This window comes from Archangium lipolyticum, assembly GCF_024623785.1.
GTDB classification, from domain to species: Bacteria; Myxococcota; Myxococcia; order Myxococcales; family Myxococcaceae; genus Archangium; species Archangium lipolyticum.
The window spans coordinates 1-20683 of sequence record NZ_JANKBZ010000058.1; the positions used below are offsets into that span (position 1 = coordinate 1).

At 69.5% G+C, this 20683-nt stretch carries 17 protein-coding genes and 1 tRNA gene; 7 read left to right on the forward strand and 11 right to left on the reverse strand.

Annotated elements, in window-relative coordinates; translation table 11 throughout:
* Positions 1 to 208: 208 nt before the first annotated feature.
* The 6 genes from NR810_RS50755 to NR810_RS50780 all read right to left on the reverse strand — a co-directional run bounded on the left by NR810_RS50755 (position 209) and on the right by NR810_RS50780 (position 6919).
* A tRNA-Leu gene (locus NR810_RS50755) sits at positions 209 to 290 on the reverse strand.
* A gap of 139 nt (positions 291 to 429) precedes the next feature.
* On the reverse strand, positions 430 to 900 hold the full coding sequence (gene secG, locus NR810_RS50760) for a preprotein translocase subunit SecG (protein ID WP_257463390.1): 471 nt from the start codon (positions 898 to 900) through the stop codon (positions 430 to 432).
* Positions 901 to 982: 82 nt separating this feature from the next.
* Positions 983 to 1756, reverse strand: coding sequence for a triose-phosphate isomerase (gene tpiA, locus NR810_RS50765; RefSeq protein WP_257463391.1), 774 nt, complete (start codon positions 1754 to 1756; stop codon positions 983 to 985).
* 33 nt (positions 1757 to 1789) lie between these two features.
* The gene (locus NR810_RS50770) at positions 1790 to 2977 is read right to left on the reverse strand and encodes a phosphoglycerate kinase (protein ID WP_257463392.1); all 1188 of its coding nucleotides are present in this window, start codon (positions 2975 to 2977) and stop codon (positions 1790 to 1792) included.
* A gap of 32 nt (positions 2978 to 3009) precedes the next feature.
* Complete coding sequence (gene gap, locus NR810_RS50775) at positions 3010 to 4020, reverse strand: type I glyceraldehyde-3-phosphate dehydrogenase (RefSeq protein WP_257463393.1); 1011 nt, start codon at positions 4018 to 4020, stop codon at positions 3010 to 3012.
* A 97-nt stretch (positions 4021 to 4117) separates the two neighbouring features.
* A complete protein-coding gene (locus tag NR810_RS50780) occupies positions 4118 to 6919 on the reverse strand; it encodes a golvesin C-terminal-like domain-containing protein (RefSeq protein ID WP_257463394.1) in 2802 nt (933 codons plus the stop codon).
* A gap of 83 nt (positions 6920 to 7002) precedes the next feature.
* Here NR810_RS50780 and NR810_RS50785 point away from each other — a divergent pair, with 83 nt between their 5' ends.
* Positions 7003 to 7677 carry a diacylglycerol kinase family protein gene (locus NR810_RS50785; protein ID WP_257463420.1) on the forward strand — a complete coding sequence of 225 codons (675 nt, stop codon included), beginning with the start codon at positions 7003 to 7005 and terminating at the stop codon, positions 7675 to 7677.
* Between the two features lie 114 nt (positions 7678 to 7791).
* On the opposite strand, the gene NR810_RS50790 is transcribed toward NR810_RS50785, so the two are convergent.
* Positions 7792 to 7992 (reverse strand): hypothetical protein, encoded by a 201-nt coding sequence (locus NR810_RS50790; RefSeq protein ID WP_257463395.1) that lies wholly within the window; start codon positions 7990 to 7992, stop codon positions 7792 to 7794.
* 316 nt (positions 7993 to 8308) lie between these two features.
* Here NR810_RS50790 and NR810_RS50795 point away from each other — a divergent pair, with 316 nt between their 5' ends.
* The 3 genes from NR810_RS50795 to NR810_RS50805 all read left to right on the forward strand — a co-directional run bounded on the left by NR810_RS50795 (position 8309) and on the right by NR810_RS50805 (position 11694).
* Positions 8309 to 9904, forward strand: coding sequence for an NAD(P)/FAD-dependent oxidoreductase (locus NR810_RS50795; RefSeq protein ID WP_257463396.1), 1596 nt, complete (start codon positions 8309 to 8311; stop codon positions 9902 to 9904).
* Between the two features lie 17 nt (positions 9905 to 9921).
* The gene (locus tag NR810_RS50800) at positions 9922 to 10293 is read left to right on the forward strand and encodes a hypothetical protein (RefSeq protein WP_257463397.1); all 372 of its coding nucleotides are present in this window, start codon (positions 9922 to 9924) and stop codon (positions 10291 to 10293) included.
* Positions 10294 to 10554: 261 nt separating this feature from the next.
* Complete coding sequence (locus NR810_RS50805; protein WP_257463398.1) at positions 10555 to 11694, forward strand: class I SAM-dependent rRNA methyltransferase; 1140 nt, start codon at positions 10555 to 10557, stop codon at positions 11692 to 11694.
* A 3-nt stretch (positions 11695 to 11697) separates the two neighbouring features.
* Here the strand turns inward: NR810_RS50805 and NR810_RS50810 are convergent, their stop codons facing one another.
* Entirely contained in the window at positions 11698 to 12309 is a 612-nt protein-coding gene (locus NR810_RS50810) for an START domain-containing protein (RefSeq protein WP_257463399.1), read from the reverse strand.
* 46 nt (positions 12310 to 12355) lie between these two features.
* Between NR810_RS50810 and NR810_RS50815 the strand changes: the two genes are divergently transcribed.
* Positions 12356 to 13828 carry a 3'-5' exoribonuclease YhaM family protein gene (locus NR810_RS50815; protein WP_257463421.1) on the forward strand — a complete coding sequence of 491 codons (1473 nt, stop codon included), beginning with the start codon at positions 12356 to 12358 and terminating at the stop codon, positions 13826 to 13828.
* Position 13829: 1 nt separating this feature from the next.
* Positions 13830 to 15806, forward strand: coding sequence for an HD domain-containing phosphohydrolase (locus tag NR810_RS50820; RefSeq protein ID WP_257463400.1), 1977 nt, complete (start codon positions 13830 to 13832; stop codon positions 15804 to 15806).
* A gap of 7 nt (positions 15807 to 15813) precedes the next feature.
* On the opposite strand, the gene NR810_RS50825 is transcribed toward NR810_RS50820, so the two are convergent.
* The 3 genes from NR810_RS50825 to metG are packed head-to-tail and all read right to left on the reverse strand — an operon-like array spanning position 15814 to position 19702.
* Positions 15814 to 16605, reverse strand: coding sequence for a TatD family hydrolase (locus NR810_RS50825; RefSeq protein WP_257463401.1), 792 nt, complete (start codon positions 16603 to 16605; stop codon positions 15814 to 15816).
* Positions 16602 to 17582, reverse strand: a complete 981-nt coding sequence (locus tag NR810_RS50830; protein WP_257463422.1) for a HEAT repeat domain-containing protein — start codon at positions 17580 to 17582, stop codon at positions 16602 to 16604. The genes NR810_RS50825 and NR810_RS50830 overlap by 4 nt, the downstream gene beginning before the upstream one ends.
* Positions 17583 to 17584: 2 nt before the next feature.
* Positions 17585 to 19702, reverse strand: coding sequence for a methionine--tRNA ligase (gene metG, locus NR810_RS50835; protein WP_257463402.1), 2118 nt, complete (start codon positions 19700 to 19702; stop codon positions 17585 to 17587).
* A gap of 115 nt (positions 19703 to 19817) precedes the next feature.
* Between metG and NR810_RS50840 the strand changes: the two genes are divergently transcribed.
* A complete protein-coding gene (locus NR810_RS50840; protein WP_257463403.1) occupies positions 19818 to 20615 on the forward strand; it encodes an NRDE family protein in 798 nt (265 codons plus the stop codon).
* Positions 20616 to 20683: the final 68 nt, after the last annotated feature.

Consider the following 20683-nt stretch of genomic DNA (forward strand, 5'->3'; position numbering starts at 1 on the left):
TCTGTCTCTGGGCTTCGAGTCCGAGGGTCACCCCTCGTCCCCGCCAGATAGCTACCGAGGGGGTCGACTTCCTCCTCGGGCGGGACTTCCACCCGCTGGTCAAGTGCACCTTCACGGCGCACGCACATTGGCGGCACATAGGCAGGAGGCGTAGCCCAGAAACGAAAAAAGCCCCCGAGTCACTTGGACTCGGAGGCTTCTTTCGGAGTGCCCAGGGCGGGATTCGAACCCGCACACCTTTCGGCGCCACCCCCTCAAGATGGTGTGTCTACCAGTTCCACCACCTGGGCTTTTCCTCCGCGGCCCCTACCGCCGTGCCGCGTCGGCAACTTCGACGCGGCCTCTAGTACCACGAACCGCGCCTTGTGCAACATTGATTTTTAACCGCATCGCCACCCGGTCTCTTCCGCCGGGTGGCCGCACGCCCACCTACTGAGCGGGCGCGGGAGCCGGGGTCTCGGCCGGCCGCGGCGTCTCCACCGTGCTCGGCGTGCCCGGGGCATTCTGCTGCGCGGGAGCCGCACCCGAGGAAGGCGCCGCCTCCTGCGGATTGGCCGGAGGAATCTGGCCCGCCGGAGGAGCCCCGCTGCCAGGCTGCGCCGTGCCCTGCTGCGGCACCGCCGGAGCCTGCTGCGCCGCCGGCTTCGCCACCGCGCCCGCCGCCACCGAGGTGCGCATGCCCACGAAGGACAGGCCCAGCGACGTCAGGAAGAACAACGCCGCGCAGATGCCCGTCACCTTGCTCAGGAAGGTCGTCGCACCGCGCCCACCGAATGCACTCGTCGCCGCACCGCCACCCAGGGCAGAGCCCATGCCCGCGTCCTTCCCGGGCTGCAACAGGATGACGAAGATCATGAACACGCACAGGAGGACGTGCACGATCGTCACGAAGGTCAACATGCTTTAAACTCTTCTTTCCGGTCCTGGATGAAAGGCCGCGCAGCCTAACCGAACGGCCCTCGCGGTGACAATCTTCCTGCGATCAGACCCCGCCCCGGGCGATCGCCAGGAAGTCCCCCGCCTTCAGACTCGCCCCGCCCACCAGCGCCCCGTCCACGTCCGCCTGCCCCAGCAGTTCCGCCGCGTTGTCCGGCTTCACGCTCCCGCCGTACTGGATGCGCACCTGCTCCGCCGTGTCCCGGTCGTACAGCCGGCCCAGCTGCTCGCGGATGGCCCGGTGCACCTCCTGCGCCTGGGCGCTCGTGGCCGTCCGGCCCGTGCCAATGGCCCACACCGGCTCGTACGCCAGCACGAAGCCCGCCACCTCGGCCGCCGAAAAGCCCTTCAGCGCCCCCGCCACCTGCCGCTCCACCACCTCCAGGGTGCGGTTGGCCTCGCGCTCGGCCAGCGTCTCGCCCACGCAGATGATGGGCTTCATCCCCGCCCCCAGCACCGCCTTGGTGCGCTTGTTCACCGTCTCGTCCGTCTCGCCGAAGTACTGCCGGCGCTCCGAGTGGCCGAGGATGACGTAGGCGCACCCCACGTCCTTCAGCATCGCCGCGGACACCTCGCCGGTGTACGCGCCGCTGGCCTCCCAGTGGCAGTTCTGGGCCGCCAGCTTCAGGGGGGAGCCCTCCAGCTCCTTCGCCACCGCGTGCAGCGAGACGAAGGGAGGCGCCACGACGAGCTCCACCCGGTCTCCCGGAATCGAGGCCACCAGCCCCTTCAGCTCGCGCACCAGCGCGAGCCCCTCGGGGATGGTCTTGTTCATCTTCCAGTTACCGGCGATGAGCTTGCGTCGCGCCTGTGCCGCCATGAGGACTCCCTCCCTGGGTGTTGGATGCGTGGACTACTTCGTCTCGAGCGCCTTCACGCCCGGCAGCTCACGGCCCTCGAGGAACTCCAGCGAGGCGCCGCCGCCCGTGGACACGTGGCTCAGCTTGCTGGCCAGCCCCATCTCGTTGACGGCCGCGGCGCTGTCTCCGCCGCCCACGATGGTGATCGCGTCCTTGTTGATGGCCATGGACTCGGCCACCGAGCGCGTGCCCGCGGCGTACTTCTCCACCTCGAACATGCCCATGGGGCCGTTCCACACCACCGTCTTCGCGCTGCGGATGTGCTCGGAGTACATGGCCCGCGTCTTGGGGCCGATGTCCAGGCCCATCAGGTCGGCGGGAATGGCCCGGTCCGCCACCTCGCGCGCCTCGCCCTTGTCCGTCGGCTCGGTGCTGCACACGTGGTCGACGGGCAGCACCAGCGAGGTCTTCAGCCGCTGCGCCGCCTCCAGCATGCGCGTGGCCAGCGACAGCTTGTCCTCCTCCACGCGGCTCTTGCCCACTTCGATGCCCTGCGCCTTGAGGAAGGTGTAGGCCATGGCGCCACCGATGAGCAGCGCGTCCACCTTGGGCAGCAGGCTCTCGATGACCTTGATCTTGTCGCTCACCTTGGCGCCGCCCAGGATGGCCACGAAGGGCTTGGCCGGGTTCTTCAGCGCGCCGCCCAGGTACTCCAGCTCCTTGCGCATCAGCATGCCGGCGCCCTTCTCCTTGACGAAGGGCACCATGCCCGCGGTGGAGGCATGGGCGCGGTGCGCGGTGCCGAAGGCGTCGTTGATGTAGACGTCGGCGAAGGAGGCCAGCTCGCGCGCGAAGGTCTCGTCGTTGCCCTCCTCCTCCTTGTGGAAGCGCAGGTTCTCGAGCATGAGCACCTGCCCGTCCTTCAGGTCCTTCACCAGCTTGCGCACGCCGTCACCCACGCAGTCGTCGGCGAGGATGACCTCGTGCTTGGGGCCGAGCAGCTCGATGAGCCGGTTGGCCACCGGCTCCAGCGAGAACTTCGGCTCGGGCCCCTTGGGGCGCCCGAGGTGGGAGGCGAGGATCACCTTTCCGCCCATCTCCAGTGCACGCCGGATGGTCGGCAGTGCCTCGCGGATACGGGTGTCATCGGTGATGCGCTTGCCCTCCAGGGGAACGTTGAAGTCCACCCGGATGAAGACGCGCTTTCCGGTCAGCTGCATGTCGTCGATGTAGCGGATCATCTCGGTCCTCCCACTCGGAACGCGAACTGCGACTAGAAGCCCTTGGACACGAGGAACTTCACCGTATCCACCATGCGGTTGGAGAAGCCCCACTCGTTGTCGTACCAGGCCATCACCTTGAGCAGGTTGTCGCCCACGATCATGGTGTTGGTGGAGTCGAAGATGGAGGAGTGCGGGTTGCCGTTGTAGTCGACGGAGACGGTCTGCTCGTCGTTGTACTGGAGGATGCCCTTGAGCGGGCCCTCGGCGGCAGCCTTGAACGCGGCGTTGACGGCGTCGGCGGTGACGGGCTTGCTGGTCACCACGCTCAGGTCCACCAGGGACACGTTCGGGGTCGGCACGCGCACCGAAATGCCGTGCATCTTGCCCTTGAGGGCCGGCAGCACCTCACCGATGGCCTTGGCGGCACCCGTGGAGGAGGGAATCATCGACAGCGCGGCGGCGCGGGCGCGGCGCAGATCCTTGTGGGTGAGATCCAGGATGCGCTGGTCGTTGGTGTAGCTGTGGATGGTGGTCATCACGCCCTTCTCGATGCCGAAGTTCTCCAGCAGCACCTTGCTCACCGGCGCCAGGCAGTTGGTGGTGCACGAGGCGTTGGAGAGGATGTGGTGCTTCTTCGGATCGTACTGGTCGTGGTTGATGCCGTAGGCGATCGTCAGGTCCGGGCCCTTGGCCGGCGCGGAGATGATGACCTTCTTGGCGCCCGCGGCCATGTGCTTCTCGGCACCCTCGCGGTCCGTGAAGCGGCCGGTGCACTCGAGCACCACGTCCACGCCCATGGACTTCCAGGGCAGCGCGGTCGGCTCCTTCTGGGCGGTGACGGCGATCTCCTTGCCGTCGATGACGATGCCCTTGTCCGAGGCCTTCACATCGCCCGGCCACATGCGGTGCACCGAGTCGTACTTGAAGAGGTGCGCCAGCGCGGACGGCTCGTCGAGGTCGTTGATGGCGACGATCTCGATGTTCTCCTTGCGGCTGAGCGCAGCACGCAGCACGCAACGACCGATGCGACCAAACCCGTTGATGGCAATCCTGGTGGCCATGTCACAGTCTCCTTGGGTGTTGAAATGCGCACGACGGGCCGTACGCCCTCCCGCCGTGGGAAAGGGCGGCCGACCGTAGGCATGTGGCGCTCGCGAGTCAACGCTCAGTGAAGCGAGAACGACGCGCGCGCCGCAGCTGAACAGTCAGGAGCAGCAACAGACATGCAACAGGGGCGGTTCCCCCGCCTGCCCGGCAGCCACAGCCGGTCTCCGCGTTGACATAGGAATCAGGCATCCGGCCCAGCGAGCAGGGGGCGCCGGAGCCCATCAACGTAGCGGGTGCCCCCGGGGGCAGGAGGTCCTCCCCCTCGGGCGGCGTGGGGGCCGAGGCCAGCACGCCCGCTCGTGCGAGGAAGGTCCCCATGAGGTAGGCGCGGCGCGAGGGATTGACGAGTCCCTCGAAGGGCATGCCCAGGAAGAGCACCTGTCCCCCCGCTGAGGAGGCCACGCCCGCGGCCCAGTCGGTCCCGGCATAGCCCAGCACGGGGGAGCCCCCCTCCAGGGGGATGAGGACATCCGGCACCCCCACGGGGAAGGAGCCCCGCAGCCCGTCATCGAGCAGTGAGCCGGTGAGGCCCGGGAACCATCCATCCGAGCGCCCATTCACCAGGAGCGCCGACTCACCGCAACCAGGCAGGGCGCGGAGGAACCCGGTCAGGAAGGACTGGTCCTCCGTGCTGCCCGCGGCGAGCGCGGAGGCCACATGGCTGCCCGAGAGCAGCAGGTGCCCGCCTCCGGCGACGAAGGTCCGCATCAGCGCCTGTTCGGCGGCGCTGGGACCCGCGCCCCCTACCCCACCCCGCCCGGTGAACCAGTCCAGCACCCGGTAGCCCACAGGCGTGAAGAGGCCCGCGGCGAGCGCCTCACTGGTCGCTCCGTCGAACGCCACCCCGAGCTGCGACACCGCGTCTCCGTGACGAAGCAGGGCCGTTCCGTCGTTCATGGACTCCAGCAGCGCGCGCAGGGGCGAGCCCAGATCGTACGCCGAGAGGTTCTCGGCGCGCGCCAGCGTCGCGTCCAGGCGGAGGAAGGCATTGACCACGAGCACCTCCGTGCTCCGGCCCGCCTCCGGCACGCGCACGCCCACCACCTCCGAGGGGAAGGACTCGCCTCCAGCGTTGAGGGCCGCCACGCGGAAGTAGCGCGTGGTTCCCGGCGTCAGGGTGAGCGAGAAGGTGGTGGAGTCCGTCTCGGCGCCCTCGTCCCAGGCCAGCCCGTCCGCGCTCTGGTAGACGCGGTAGCCGGTGGCCGGGAACTTCGAGGGCACGTTGGCATCCGGGTCCGGAGGCACCGCCCACTTCACCTCCACCTTGCCGCTCCCCGCGTTGCGCGCCACCACCGCGGAGGGCGCCTCGGGAGGCAGCTGCACCGCCACGCCGTCGCGCGCGGCGAAGTACTTGATGATGCCCTGGAGGAAGGAACGCGCGGCGATCCGCCGGAAGTTCGGGTCCTTGAGCCGCGCGGCGTCCTGCGCGTTGTCGTGGTAGGCCACCTCCATCAGCACGGAGGGGATCTCCGGGTTGTGCCTCGGATTCACCTCGCCCAGGTTGGCCGAGCGCAGGTTGCGCACCCGCCAGGAGGGCTCCACCTCCCGCTGCAGGTCCGCCTTCAGCTCGTCCAGCAGGCTCTGCGCGAGCACCTCGCTGCCGGGCACACCGGTGAAGTTGTACGTGCCGTCCACGGGATTGGGGCCGTAGACGTAGGCCTCGGTGCCGCGCACGGTGCCGTTGCTGGAGGCGTTGGTGTGCCAGGCGACGTAGATGGCGTCCTCCCCCTCCTCGTGCAGCCAGGCGGCGAAGCGCGGGCGCGCGGAGACGTCGTCATTGCGCTCGTTGGAGAGCGCGTTGGTGCCCGAGGGCGCGAACACCTCGGGCGGCGCACCGCTGAACTGGGTGTGGTAGCGCGCACACTCCTCGGCGCGGGGACGCGGCAGGGCGCCCAGGGCGGCGTCACCGATGGCGCCGCTACCGCCACCGAAGCGCACCGCGTCCAGCGACATGCTGCCCGCTTCCGCCGAGTCGTTGAGCGCCACCACCGAGGCCGTCTCCGGGTGCTGGCCCGTCCGGAAGTAGAAGCGGCCCAACATCAGCCACGTTCCTCCATGGCGGCGCTGGTTCACCCGGAAATGGCTCTCGCCGCCCGCGTGCTTCACCACGTAGTGCGCATCCGTCACACGGTCCGGGTCCGCGCCATACGAGACGTACACGTGGTAGTAGCCGTCGGCCGGAATCGCGGGCGCCCAGGTGGCGCGCGCGGTGGCCGTGGACGCGGCCGTCATCACCCGGTGGTCTCCGAGCTGGAAGGGCCGCACCGCGTTCCCCATGGGCATGGGCGGCGGACCCCAGCCGGGGGTGGCGGTGGAGAAGAGCTCCGCGGTGCCCTCCTCCGAATAGCCCTCCCGGCCGTTGTCGACGATGGCCATGTGCGGATTGAGGTCCGACTCGCGCACGGGAATCACCGTGGCGCCCGCCCCCATCAGCATCGGCATCAGGTACTGGTCGAGCGTCTCGAGGGAGACCAGGTCCTCGACGACGTCGTTCGTGTTGCCGCGCTGGGTCGCCCACCGGCCCAGGGGCGCGCTGCGATAGAAGCCGTGTCCCGGGCTCAGGTAGATCGTCTTTCCCGACAGCGCTCCGGTGCGCACCCGCGTCTGAGGCAGACCCGAGAGCGCGGAGACCCTGCCCGCCGGGTCCTCCCGGCGCACCAGGGGCGGCTCCGAGGAGCGCCACTGTGTCTCGTGGGGCCTCGGGCCCGGCAGCGGCACATAGACGGCATCTGGCGGCTCCAGGCCGCAGGCATGGGAGAAGGAACCGTCCTCCTGTGCGAGGGCCGTGCTCGGCAGGCAGAGCAGGGACATCAGCACGCAGGCGGTGGCACGTACGTGAGCAGGAAGGGCCATGAGGGGGCGGACGTTAGGCCTCGGCGCGAGGGCACGGCAATCAATCCGTGGTGCCCGCCTGCTCTCCCGCTAACCTGTCCATGATGAGCACCCCTGCCCTCTCACCCCAGCCGCCTCCCGAGAAGAAGCAGCCTCCGACCTACCCGCCTCGCGGTGGCTCCGGGATGCTCGCTTCCTTGTGCCATGCGTGGAACGGGCTCATCCACACCGTCGTCCACCAGCGAAACATGCGCGTCCACCTCGTCTCCGCGCTGCTCGTGGGCCTGGTGGGCAGCGGCATCGAGCTGGGGCTCGCCGAGAAGGTGACGCTCATCTTCTGCGTCCTCCTCATCTTCTTCGCGGAGATCCTCAACAGCGCGCTCGAGCACCTGGTGGACCTCGCCACCCGGCACTTCGACGAGAAGGCCCGCCTCACCAAGGACGCGGCCGCCGCGGGCGTGCTGGTGCTCGCCGTGGGCACCGTCGTCATCTTCGCCGCCATCCTCGTGCACAACTGGGAGACGGTGATCAACAGCGGACCCCAGATCGCCCGCCAGGTGGCCCTCGGGCTTCCCCTCGCCCTGTGCGTGATGGTGCTGGTGCTGCCACAGCCGCGCTCCGCCTGGGTGGACAGGCTGGCCTTCGTGGGAGGCGCCATCCTGCTCGGAGCGCTCGCGCCACGTACCGCCAGCTCCGTCTTCACCGCCATGGACGCCGGCCTGCTCATCGTCGCCGGAGCCGCCGCCCGCCAGCGCCGCCGTGAGCGCATGGGGGGCTGAAACGAAAAAACCGGCCCAGGGGCCGGTCTTCTTTGCTTGCCTCCTAGGGGCGCTCGAGCCCCGGGACCTGCCCGGAACCCGTCCGCCCGCTAGGGACGGCCCCAGTCTAACGCTTCAGACTTCCTGCCGGAAGTCCGGCCGGGCCTCCTGCGTCTGCTGCACAACACCCTTGTCGACTCCCTTGAGGTCCTCCGTTACCAAATCCAGCAGCTCGGTGGCCATGCCGATGATCTGCATCGGGGTGTAGCCGCTGGCGCGCAGCTGGTTGAAGAAGGTGCGTGCAAGGATTCGAGTGCCCTGCTTGTCAGTACTCAAGGACGTGTCCTCCGAAAGCGGTGGGACCGCGTAATCACTGGGGGCTGGCTCTTCAACCCCCGTGCCAGCCGTCACCTTCCAGATGAATTCCCCATGACTCTCGGGGAGTTGAGAGAGTCTGGGGGCCTGGCGGCACCTCGCGCAGATGCGAAGGGCCCTTCGCACCTCGCGAGAATCCCCGGGGGACCGCATGAGCGGGGTGCATCGTCAAGTTCGCACCCACCCGCCCCAGGGGTGTTCAACAGCTTGCATTTGGGGGCTCGGACGGCGCACATACGCGCCCCCTTTCCCCTGCTTCAGGAGAAGAGAGCAGCGCATGGCGTATCGGGTGAACAACATCGGGCTGTGGTTGGACGAGCCGGAAGAGCTGCTCGGCCAGCGTGCGGCCGAGAAGCTGGGCGTGACTCGATCGGACCTGGCGTCCGTGCGGGTCGTGCGCGCGGTGCTGGACGCACGCAAGAAAGGCAGTCCTCGCTACATCTATACGCTGGAGGTGGAAGTGGCTCCGGGGCGCAAGCTCGGGCGCATGCCTCCGGACGTGAGCGAGACCCCCCCGCCTCCCGAGCCTCCCGAGCGCGTGAAGCCGCCGGAGCGGATGCCCCTCATCATCGGCACCGGACCCGCCGGCCTCTTCTGCGCCCTGGGCCTGCTGGAACGCGGCGTACGCACCATCCTCCTCGAGCGCGGCAAGGAAGTCGTGTCGCGGCGGAAAGATGTGGCGAAGCTGATGCGGGACGGCTCGTTGGATCCGGAGAGCAACATGAACTTCGGAGAGGGTGGGGCCGGCGCTTATACCGACGGCAAGTTGTCCACGCGCATCAACCACCCCATGGTGCGCAAGGTCATCGAGACGTTCGCCCGGTGCGGCGCGCCGGACCACATCCTCATCGAGGGCAAGCCGCACATCGGCTCGGACCTGCTGCCGGGCGCGGTGGCGACGCTGCGCGACGAGCTCATCGCCGGGGGCTGCCAGGTGCTCTTCGAGCACAAGGTGGAGGAGGTGCTCTACCGGGACGGCCGGGTCGCGGGGCTGAAGCTCACGGATGGGCGCACGCTGGAGAGCGACCGGGTCGTGCTCGCCCCGGGCAACTCGGCGCGCGAGCTCTATGAGCGCTTCGCCGCGGACGGGCGCGTGGTCATCGAGCCCAAGCCCTTCGCCCTCGGCTTCCGGGCCGAGCACCCGCAGGGCCTCATCAACTCCATCCAGTACGGGAGCGCGGCGAAGAACCCGAAGCTGCCCCCGGCCGACTACAAGCTGGCGGAGAACCTGGAGGTGGATGGGGAGGTGCGCGGCATCTACTCGTTCTGCATGTGCCCGGGCGGCATCGTGGTGCCCACGCCCACCCAGGACGGGCTGCAGTGCACCAACGGCATGAGCAACTCGCGCCGCAACGCGAAGTACGCCAACGCGGGCATCGTCGTCACCGTGTCCGTGCAGGACTTCGAGCGCGAGGGGTTCCGAGGGCCCCTGGCGGGCCTGGAGTTCCAGCGCCACTGGGAGGCCAAGGCGTACGAGCTGGGCGGCGGGAAGTTCTACGCCCCCGCGCAGACGATTCCGGACTACCTGGCCGGGCGCGTGAAGAAGGACCCGGGTGGGACGAGCTACCGGCCGGGCCTGGCGCATACGGATCTGAACAAGCTCTTCCCTCCGAGCCTCACACAGTCACTGAAGCAGGCGCTGAAGGCGTTCGACCGGAAGATGCGTGGTTTCATCAGTGATGAGGGCAAGCTCATCGGCATCGAGAGCCGCACCAGCTCGCCGGTGCGGATTACCCGCGGCGAGGACATGCAGTCCGTGTCGATGCGGGGGCTCTACCCCGCCGGCGAGGGCTGTGGCTACGCGGGCGGTATCGTCTCCTCGGCCATTGATGGACTGCGCGTGGCGGAGCAGATTGCGCGCGAGCTGGCCTGAAACCACGGGAGGGAGCCATGCGCTACCGCGTACGCACGCCTGACGGAGAGCTGGGGTACTCCACCATGAGGGACATCGAGGTGGCGTACACCCAGGGTCTGGTGGGGCCCGACGACGAGGTGCTCGAGGAGGGCCACACCACGTGGCGCAAGGCCTCGAGCATCCCGACGCTCGCCCGGGCCCGGCCTCCCTCGACGGGACTGTCCGCTCGCGGCCAGTGGGTGGGAGCCGCCGTGTCGGTCGTGCTGGGCATCTGTGCACTGATGCTCATCACGAGCGACTCCGCGACCCGGCGGGGCCTGGGCTTCGTCCTGGCACTGGCCACGGGCGTGGTGCTCATGCGGGTGACGACCAAGGCCTTCAAGCGGCCGGGCTCACCGGGAGCCTGAGCAGCAGCACGGAGAGCAGGGTGACGACCCTCACCCCGTCCCTCTCCCAGAGGGAGAGGGTCCAACCTGGTTCCTCACCGTGGATGTCCCCTCTCCCTCTGGGAGAGGGCTAGGGTGAGGGTCTTCCCTCCCCGCTCCCCTGCCCTCCAGCCGAGCATCCTCGCCCTCCCCGCACCCGGTCCCCGCCTGCCGCATGTTCCCCTCCAAGGAAGCACACGGCGCGTGGCCGGAGATCCGGCCCACGCACAGGGGAGGATGGCCTTGCTCAACACCTACCTTTCCCGCGAGGCGGCGCGGAGGCTGAAGCACGGAGCGCCCTGGGTCCGCCGGGAGGACATCGTCTCGATGGAAGGCACTCCCTCCGTGGGAGAAGCCGTGCAGCTCCGGGACGAGGACGGGCACGTGCTGGGTCTGGCGGACGTGGACCTCGAGGCCTCCTACGCGGTACGCCGGCTGGGGCTGCCCGACGAGTCCGCCGAGGGTCTCATCCCCCGCCACGTCCGCCACGCCTTCGAGCGCCGCGCGCGCATGGTGGATGACCCGCGCTTCTGCCGCGTCATCAACGACGATGGTGACGCCCTCCCCGGCCTCATCGTGGACCGCTACGACACGCACCTCGTCGTCCAGACGCTCACGCGGGCCATGGACGCGCGGCTGCAGGAGATCACCCGCGCCCTCGTGGAGGTAGGCGGGGCCGAGTCCGTGCTGCTGCGCAACGACACCGCCCGGCGCCGGCAGCTCGGCCTGCCCGTGCAGCGGCCCCATGCCCTGTATGGCAACCCGCCGCGCTGGAGCCGCGTGCTGGAGATGGGGGCCCGCTTCACGGTGGACCTCACCTATGGCCCGGGCGTGGGCTACCCGTACGACCAGCGCGAGCTGCGCCGCTTCATCTCCCGCCTGTCCCAGGGGGCCCGGGTGCTGGACCCGAGCTGCCACGTGGGCGGCCTCTTCGTCCACGCGGGCCGCCATGGTGCCCGCTCCATCCTCGCCTTCGACGCCGACGCGGACACGGCGGACCTCGCCCGGGAGAACGGTGAGGCCAACGGACTGCTGGGCCGCCTCCAGGTGCAACGCGGCGACGCGCTCTCCGTGCTGCGCGGCCTGCACGACACCTTCGACCTGGTGCTGCTGGACACCCCCGAGGCCTCCTCCGCCGACACCTTCATCGAGCAGGTGCGCCTGGGCCTGCGCGCCACCCGCCACGGCGGCTATCTCCTCCTCGTCGGCTACCACCCGCCCCTGGCCACCGGCAGCTTCGACGAACTGGTGGCCGCGGCATGCGAGTTCGAGGGGCGCGTGGGCTTCCGCTTCGCCCGGCTCGGCCTGCCGCCGGACCACCCCACCCTGGTGGGCTTCCCCGGCACGGACTACCTGTCGGGCATCGCCCTCGAGGTGAGCTGAGCCCTACTTCTTCGTGGCGTACTTGCGCACGGCCCGGAGCACGTCCGGCACGGACTTCTTGTTCGCCCGGTCGGCCACCCACCCGGGCAGCGAGCCTCCCGGGTCCGTGTAGAGGTAGTAGGTGACGAAGGTCTTCTTCCCCTCCTCGCGCGGCTCCAGCAGCCAGTAGCCTCTGTTGAGTTTCACACGCACCACCCCCTCGCGCTCGGGGGGCAGCCCCTCCGTGGCCATCGTCCACGCCGCCTTCAGGAAGCCCTGGCCGTCCTTCCAGTCCGACTCGTCGACGATCCGGATGATGAATTCGCGCTTGTCCACCAGCGGCGCGTTCACCAGGCACTGGAACACGATGACCTTCCCGTCCTGCTCCGAGGACAGCACGCGGCTCTCCTCGGTGTAGGGCATCGTCTTCTTGTAGTTCGGGTAGTCACGGATGACCCGCCACACGTCGTGGGGCGGCGCATCCACCAGGGCGGTGGCCTTCACCTCGGCCACCGAGCCCCCCTCGGGGGTCCGGGCCAGTACGGTGATGCCGTCATCACGGGTCACCTGTTTCCAGGCCGGTTCATCGGCGCCAGCCAGCAGGACGAGCAGGGGCAGAGCGGGAAGGAAGGACATGAATCCCATCCTAACCGCCCGGGTGGTGCTAGTGTCGCCGGCCGAGATGACGACCGACAATCAGGCCGACAATTCCCCCAACGCCTCCCCCGCCGGCGCACCCGAGGAGATGGTGCGCAAGGTCTATGCGAAGGACCTGCGGGAGAAGGACCAGGTCAATACCGTCTTCCGCGTCACGAAGAAGGACCGCGTCACCGCGCGCAGCGGCAAGGTGTTCCTCTCCGTGGTCCTCGTGGACAAGAGCGGAGAGATCGACGCCCGCGTCTTCGACAAGGTCGAGGCGCTCGAGGCGGTGTTCAACACCGGTGACTACGTGCTCGTCCGTGGCAATGTCATTGGCTTCCACGGCAAGTCGCAGGTGGTCATCGAGTCGCTCGAGAGACTGGACCCCGAGCCGCTCGATCCCAAGGAGTTCGAGCCCCCGGCCGCGCCTCCCGCTCGCGAGGAGCAGCCCGCGCCCAAGGCCGCCGCTCCCGCCCGCGAGCCCCGTGAGGGCCGCGAGGAGCAGCCCGCGCCCCGCGAGGGCAAGGACGGCCACGGTGGCGCCCGCGCCGTCGGGCAGATCCGGGAGATCGTCACCGAGCGCGTGAACGATCCGAACGTGAAGGCCCTGCTGCTCGCCTTCCTGGACGATCCGCAGATCGCCGCGGGCCTGCCCAACGCCCCGGCCGCCAAGGGCGTCCACCACGCCTACCGCGGCGGACTGGCCGACCACCTGCTGTCCGTGATGCGGTTGACGCTCCGCGTGGCGGACCACTACCCCATGGCGGACCGCGACCTGCTGCTCGCCGGCGCCCTGCTCCACGACGTGATGAAGGTCGCGGAGATCTCCCCGGAGAAGGGCTTCGACTACACCGACGAGGGCAAGCTGGTGGGCCACCTCGTCATGACGGCGCAGAAGATCCGCGAGAAGTCGCTCGCCATCCCCAACTTCCCCCCGCTGCTCGAGCAGCACCTCACCCACCTCGTCCTCGCGCACCATGGACGCCTGGAGTACGGCTCGCCCAAGCTGCCGATGACCATCGAGGCGCACATCGTCCACGCGCTGGACTCGCTGGACTCGCGGATCGCCTCCTGGGTGGAGGCGATGCAGCGCGATCCCAACGAGCGGTGGACGGAGAACCTGCGCCTCTACGACCGTCAGCTGTGGAAGGGCCCCGCGCCCACGCAGCGCGGCCGGGCGCCGGTGGAGACGCGCCGCAAGAAGGACAAGGAGAAGAAGCCCAAGGAGCGGCCGGAGAAGACGGGCACCCCCGCGGGCGAGGGCCAGCAGGCCCAGCGTCCCGAGAGGCCGGAGCGGCCCGAGCGCGCGGACAGGCCGCCACGCGAGCCCAGGCCGCCGCGCGAGCCGCGTGAGGCCCGCGAGCAGCGTGAACCGCGCGAGGCCCGCGAGCCCAAGCCGCCTCGCGAGCCGGTGAACGTTCCCAAGGAGCTGACGTTCAAGCCCTTCAGTGTGTTGACGGCAACGAAGTCGGAGCCCGCCTCCAGGCCCGAGGAGGGCTCGGACACGGAAGGCTGACATGGCGAAGAAGCTGGGCGAGCGCCTCGTCGAAGCGGGGCTGGTCACGACCGAGTCCATCGCGAAGGCGCTGGAGCACCAGAAGATCACCGGCCACCGGCTGGGAGATTGTCTGGTGGAGATCGGCCTCCTCCAGGAAGCGGCGCTGCTGCGCTTCCTGGCGGCCGAGTTCCAGACGCGCTTCGTGTCCGCGGAGAAGCTGTCGAAGGCGAAGATTCCGACGGAGGTGCTGGACAAGGTGCCGGTCCGGCTGGCGGAGGCGCAGAACGTGCTTCCGCTGGCCATCGATCCGGAGCGCAAGCTGCTGTCGGTGGTGGCCGCCGAGCCGCAGAACAAGAAGCTGATGGACGAGATCGCCCTGGTGACGGGCATGTCCGAGGTCTACGCGTACGTGGGCCTGCGCAGCACCATCGCCGCCGCCATCCGCAAGCACTACTACGGCGATCCCACGGCCTTCGCCTCGTTGGAGGGGAGCTCCCAGCAGCTCCGGGCGGACGTGTCCGCCATGGCCACCGCCTACGAGAACACCTCGGGGACCAACCCGAAGAGCAGCCTCCAGCTCCGCCTGGAGACGGACGCCCGGGCGCGGCTGGGCCGCCAGGGCACGCAGGTGCGGCACAACACCGCTCGCGGAGAGACCCCGCTGGGCTCCCGCGGCCTGGTGTCGGACAAGGACTACATCGAGACGCTGAACGTCCTGGTGACGATGCTGGAGCGGGATCGCAAGCACCACCGGGGACACTCGGCGCAGCTCGCGCGGCAAGCGGCAGTGGTGGGCCGGCGCCTGGGGATGCCGCCCAGGGACGTGATGGCGTTGACCATCGCGGGCTACCTGCACGACCTGGGCAAGCCAGCCGAGCACCACTTCTGCCTGGCCAACAACGCGGTGAACCCGGAGTGGATGGCCGAGGCCAAACGCTACTGCCGGCTCCCCTCGAAGCTCTTCGAGACGGTGAACCTGCCAGTGCAGGCGAACACCATGCTCGCGCAGCTCTACGAGGCCTATGACGGCTCTGGAGTCCCACAGGGGGCGAAGGGCGATGACATCACCCTCGGTGCGCGCATCCTGGCGGCGGTGGACAGCTTCCTGGAGCTGACGAAGAACCCGGCCAACGCGTACGGCAAGGCGCTGACCAAGGAGCAGGCGCTGGACCACCTGCGGGAGAACTCGGGCAAGCTGTACGACCCCGTGGTGGCGGACATCGTCATGCAGGTGCAGAGCGGCGAGCTGCTGCGCCACCGCATCGCGAACGACGGGCGTCAGGTGCTCATCGTGGAGCCCGAGGAGGGCACTCGGACGGACCTGCTGGACTCCGTGCACCGGCTGGGGCTGGTGGTGGACTCGCTGTCGTCGCTGGACGGCGCCTACGACGCGCTGGTGAACCAGGACTGCGACGTGCTGGTGGTGGGACTGAAGTTCGGGCTGGAGGAGGTGCTGGGGCTGCTGCAGGCGGTGCGCGTCTCGCCCGAGAACGCGGGCCTGCCGGTGGTGGTGCTCGGAGACCCGGACGCCGGCACGCGCGAGCGGTTGATGATGGGTGGAGCCACGGCGGTGGTGCCTCCCGCGGAGCCCGAGGCGGCGGCGAAGACGGTCCGCACGCTCTACGACGACCGCATCCAGCACAACGGTCCGGCGCGCATGGTGCGCGGCAGCCTGGACGAAATGCCGGCGCCGGAGCTGCTGAAGCTGCTCGGCACGGGGAAGAAGTCCGGACGGCTGTACCTCAAGTACCACGCGCACGAGGGCTTCCTGCACCTGGAGCAGGGACGCGTCGTCTTCGCCACCATCGCGGGACAGAATGGCGAGCAGGCCCTGCAGACGCTGCTGGGCTTGTTGCAGGCCGACTTCCGCTACGACCCGGACTCGCTGCTGCTGGACGTGCCCCAGCTGGACAAGGATCTGATGGTGCTCGCCCAGCAGGCCGCGATGCGCAGACCGTCCATCGCCACGCCCTCGGTCAACCAGGGCTCCGCCTGACGCCGTCTCAGACGGAGAAGCCGAACAGCGCCGCCGCGTTGGCCGTCGTCACCTCGGCCGCCTGGTCGAGGGACACGCCCTTGAGCTCGGCGATCTTCTTCGCCGTCTCCACGACGTACGAGGGCTCGTTCTTCTTGCCCCGGTAGGGCACCGGCGCCAGGTACGGGCTGTCCGTCTCCACCATCAGCCTGTCCAACGGCGCGAAGCGCACGGCGTCCTGGAGCGCCTCGGTCTTCTTGTAGGTGACGACCCCGGAGAGGGACAGCAGGAAGCCCAGGTCCAGGTAGCGCCGGGCCGCGTCCGTGTCTCCGGTGAAGCAGTGGATGACACCCCGGCGGACGCCCTCCTCCTTCAGGATGGCCTCGCAATCGAGGTGCGCATCCTGTCCCCGCGTCGACTCGCGCACGTGCACCACGAGCGGCTTGTCGAGGCGCTTCGCCAGCGCGCACTGCCGCCGGAACACCCGGGCCTGAATCTCCCGGGGCGAGTGGTCGTAGTAGTAGTCGAGCCCCGCCTCGCCCACGGCGTGGATCTCCGGACGGGCACAGGTGCGCTCCAGGTGCTCGAAATCCGCCTCGGTGGCCCGGGCCGCCTCGTGCGGATGGATGCCGAGCGTGGGCGTGAGGAAGTCCGGGTGCGCGGCGGCGACGTCCAGGGCGATGCCCCAGTCACCCGGGCCCTGGAACTGGCCGACGATGACGGCATGCACCAGGCCGGCGGCACGGGCGCGCTCCAGCGCGGCCGTCACATGCGCGGAGTCGGCACGGTCGAAGTGGCAGTGGGAATCAACGAGCCTCATGGCATCTCCTCGATGAGCTCGGAGAGCTCGGCGCGGGCCTCTTCGGAGAACGAGGGCAGCACCGCCCGGACACGGTCGCGGCCCTCGGGGACGCCGAGCACCCAGAGGCCCTCGGCGGCATCGAGCCGGTAGTCCTCGTGGACGCCGGCCTCGTCGAGCAGGGCGAGCAGCCACGGCAGGGCCTTCGGGTCGCCCAACCGACCCAGCCCGCGCGCGGCGGCTCCCCGGCAGTCATCCTTCGGGTTGGCGACGATGGTGTGCAGCAGCTCCAGGGCACCTGGAGCCTTCACCTCGCCGCACAGCTCCACGGCGAGGGCCCGGTCCTGGGCCCCGCCCCACCACCGCCGCCGGCTTCGCGCCAGGAGCCAGGTGGCGCCCTCGGCGTCCCCCAGCTTCGCGAGCACGCCAGCGGCCTGCGTCCGATCGAACCCAGGCAACATCCACCGGTGGAACAGGCGCTGGACGGCGGGCAGCGCGCGCGCGTCCCCCAGCTCGGCGAGCGCCCCGAGCGCGCGGAAGCGGAGCAGATCCTCGTCTAGCGCCTGGATGAGCACATCCAGACCCGCGGAGTGCTTGATGGCGGCCATGCCGCGAGCGGCCTCGAAGCGGACCTCGAAGACGGGATCCTCGAGCGCCTGGGCCAGCGTTCCGCGGAGCTCGGGCCGGGCGATATCCGCCAGCCGGCCCGCGGCCTCCAGGCGCACGAGGCTCTCCTCATCGGCGAGCCGCGTGGCGAGGAAACGGGGAAGCTCCTCGGCGGAGAGCACCACGGTGGCCAACCCCACGGCGGTGCGGCGCACGGCCACCTGCTTGTCGGCGAGCAGCTGCGCGAGCACCGGGGAGAACTCGGACGCGCGAGAAGCGTCCTCGGCGGCGAGGTGGAAGAGCAGCTCCGCCGCCTCGGCGCGGACCCCCGGGTGCCTCCCTCTCTCCAGGGTGACGAGCGCCCGGTCCCGTTCAGCGCGCCAGTCCATCACGCTCACGCCACCCCCGAGCCGGGAGGCAGGTCCCCCGGATCCACCAGCGACAGTCCCTTGCCCTCGGCCTTGGCGGCCAGGATCATCCCGCGCGATTCGATTCCCCGCAGCATGCGCGGCTTGAGGTTGGCCACCACCACCACCTTGCGGCCCACCATCTGCTCGGGCGCGTAGTACTCGGCGATGCCGGCGCAGATGGTGCGCGGCTGCGCCTCCCCGACGTCCACGGACAGCTTGAGCAGCTTGTCCGCCTTGGGTACGCGCTCGGCGGCGAGCACCTGGCCCACCCGCAGGGCCACCTTGGTGAAGTCGGTGATGTCGATCTCCCCCGGCTCGCCCTCGGCGGGCTTCGCCTGGGCGGGAGCAGCCCCCTCGGCGGGCTTGGGCTCGGCGGCCTTCTTCTCGGCCTTGGCGCCCTTGCCTTCCTTCTTGGCCTCCTTGGCCGGCTCGGCGGCCGCGGGCGGCTGTTCGACGATGGCGTTGACGCGCTCCTCCTCCAGACGGGGCAGGAGCGGCTCGGGGTTGCCCACGGGCCGGCTGCGGTCGAGCAGCGGGTAGCGCGCGGTGGCGAGCGCCTCGAAGGTGAGCGGCGGCGCGTTGAGCTGCGCGAAGAGCTTCTCCGTCACCCGGGGGATCACCGGCGTGAGCAGCGCGCCCAGCAGGTAGGCCACCTCGGCGGCGTCGCTCAGGTCGGCGCGAGCGGCCTCGGCATCGGTCTTCACCTTGGCCCAGGGCGCCGCGTTCTGGAGGAAGCCGTTCGCGGACTGGGAGATCTCCGTGATGATGCGGATGGCGTTGCGGAACTCGAGCTTCTCGAAGGCCTCGCGGACCTCGGGGACACGGGCGAGCGCGGCCTCTACGAGCGCCTTGCCGGGACCCTCTTTCGAGGCGGGAGCGAGCCGCTTCTCCAGCGCCGCGCCCGCGAGCATGGACAGGCTGCGGTTGGCCAGGTTGCCGATGTTGTTCACCAGCTCGCCGTTCACCCGGAGGCGGAAGTCCTTGAGGCTCAGGTCGAGGTCCTCGACCCCGGGGCCGAGCGTGGCCGCGTAGAAGTAGCGCAGGTAGCTCGGGTCCAGGTGATTCAGGTAGGAGCGCACGGGGATGAGCGTGCCGCGGCTCTTGGACATCTTCTCGCCGTTCAGCATGAGGTGGCCGTGCACCTTCACGCTCTCGGGCCGCTTGAGGCCGGCCTGCTTGAGCACGGCGGGCCAGAAGAGCGCGTGGAAGTAGACGATGTCCTTGCCGATGAAGTGGATGATGCGCGCGTCGCTGTCCTCGGCCCAGAAGTCCAGGGCGCTCTTCGCCTTGCCCGTCGTCTTCGCCCACTTCTCCGTGGTGGCGATGTACCCGATGGGCGCGTCCAGCCAGACGTAGAAGTACTTGTCCGTCTCACCCGGGATGGCGAAGCCGAAGTAGGGCCCGTCGCGGCTGATGTCCCAGTCGGCCAGACCGGATTCGAAGAAGCCCTGGAGCTGGGTGGCGAGACCGGGGTGGAGGAACCCGGGCTTGCGCAGCGTCTCCTGCAGGAAGTCCGCGTGGCGGGACAGCTTGAAGAAGAGGTGCGAGGACTTGCGGCGCACCGGCGGCGTGTTGCACAGGGCGCACCGGGGCTCGATCAGATCCGTGGGGCTGTAGGCCTTGCCGCACTTCTCGCAGGCGTCACCGTACTGGTCCGCCGCCTTGCAGTTGGGACAGGTGCCCTTGATGAAGCGGTCCGGGAGGAAGCGCTTGTCCTGCTCGCAGTAGGCCTGCTCGATGTCGCGCTTCTCGATGTCCCCGTGATCCTTCAGCTTGCCGTAGATGTACTCGGCGTAGTGCTTGTTCTCGGGCGAGTTGGTCGAGTGGAAGTAGTCGACGCTGATGCCGAGGTCGCGGAAGTCCGACTGGTGCGAGTCGTACCAGCGGGCGACGAACTCCTCGGGCTTGAGCCCCTGCTTGGCGGCGTTGATCTCGATGGGAGTGCCGTGGGTGTCGTCGGCGCAGAAGTAGACGACGTCCTTGCCGCAGGAGCGCAGGAACCGCACGTAGATGTCGGTCTGCACGTACTCGACGGCATGGCCGATGTGGATGGGGCCGTTGGCATACGGCAGCGCGCTGGTGACGAGGATTCTCTCCGCCATGGGTTCTCCTGAAGGGCGGCGGACATTAGCCGCTCGGAGGGCTCCGGTCATCGAGAAGAAACGGGGGAAGGCGACAGGTGCAGGGGGGCCTCGGAGCTGTTATCGACCCCACACGATGTGCACCCTCGTCATCCTCCGCCACGTCCACCCCGAGTGGCCGCTCGTCCTGGCCGCCAATCGCGACGAGAGCCTCGCCCGGCCAGCCGTCGGTCCCCAGGTGCTGGCCACCTCCCCCCGGGTCGTCGGAGGGCGTGACCTGGAACGCCAGGGAACGTGGATGGGAGTGACGGACGGCGGACTCTTCGTGGGACTGACGAACCAGCGGGGTTCCGCGAACCTGACGAGGGCCCCCCGCTCCCGGGGCGAGGTGGTCCTGCGCGCGTTGCAGTCCGGCAGCGTGGAGGGGGTCGAGCGCTACCTCGAGGGACTGCACCCTGGCGAGTACAACCCCTTCAACCTCCTCTACGGGAACACCGAGGTGCTCCGGGTGGCCTATGCCCGCCCGGACGCGGAGCGGATGACCTCCCAGGACGTGCCGCCGGGTGTCCACGTGCTGCCCAACGACGTGCTCGACACCCCTGCCCTGCCGAAGGTGGCGCGGGCCCGGAAGCTCGCGGAGGCGGCGGCGGGGAAACCCTGGCCGGAGTCCGTCCGGGCACTCCAGGCGATGCTGGCGGACCACGTACTGCCAGAGCGGGCGCCGGCGGTCCTCCCCGAGGAGGAGGCCATTCCGGAGATCCACGAGCGCATCCGCCAGTACCAGGCACTGTGCATCCACACGCCGGGGTATGGGACGCGCTCGTCGGCCATCGTCGCGCTGGCGCCTGGACGGGTGGCCCACTACCTGGCGAGCGATGTGCCCTCGTGCCAGGGGACGTACCGGGACGTCACCCCACTGCTCTACCCCGGGTAGAGGCCAGGACAGGAGCCGATGTGCTCCCCTCGCCGCCTTGCCTTCCCCACCGGGAGCGTGCGGTCCTA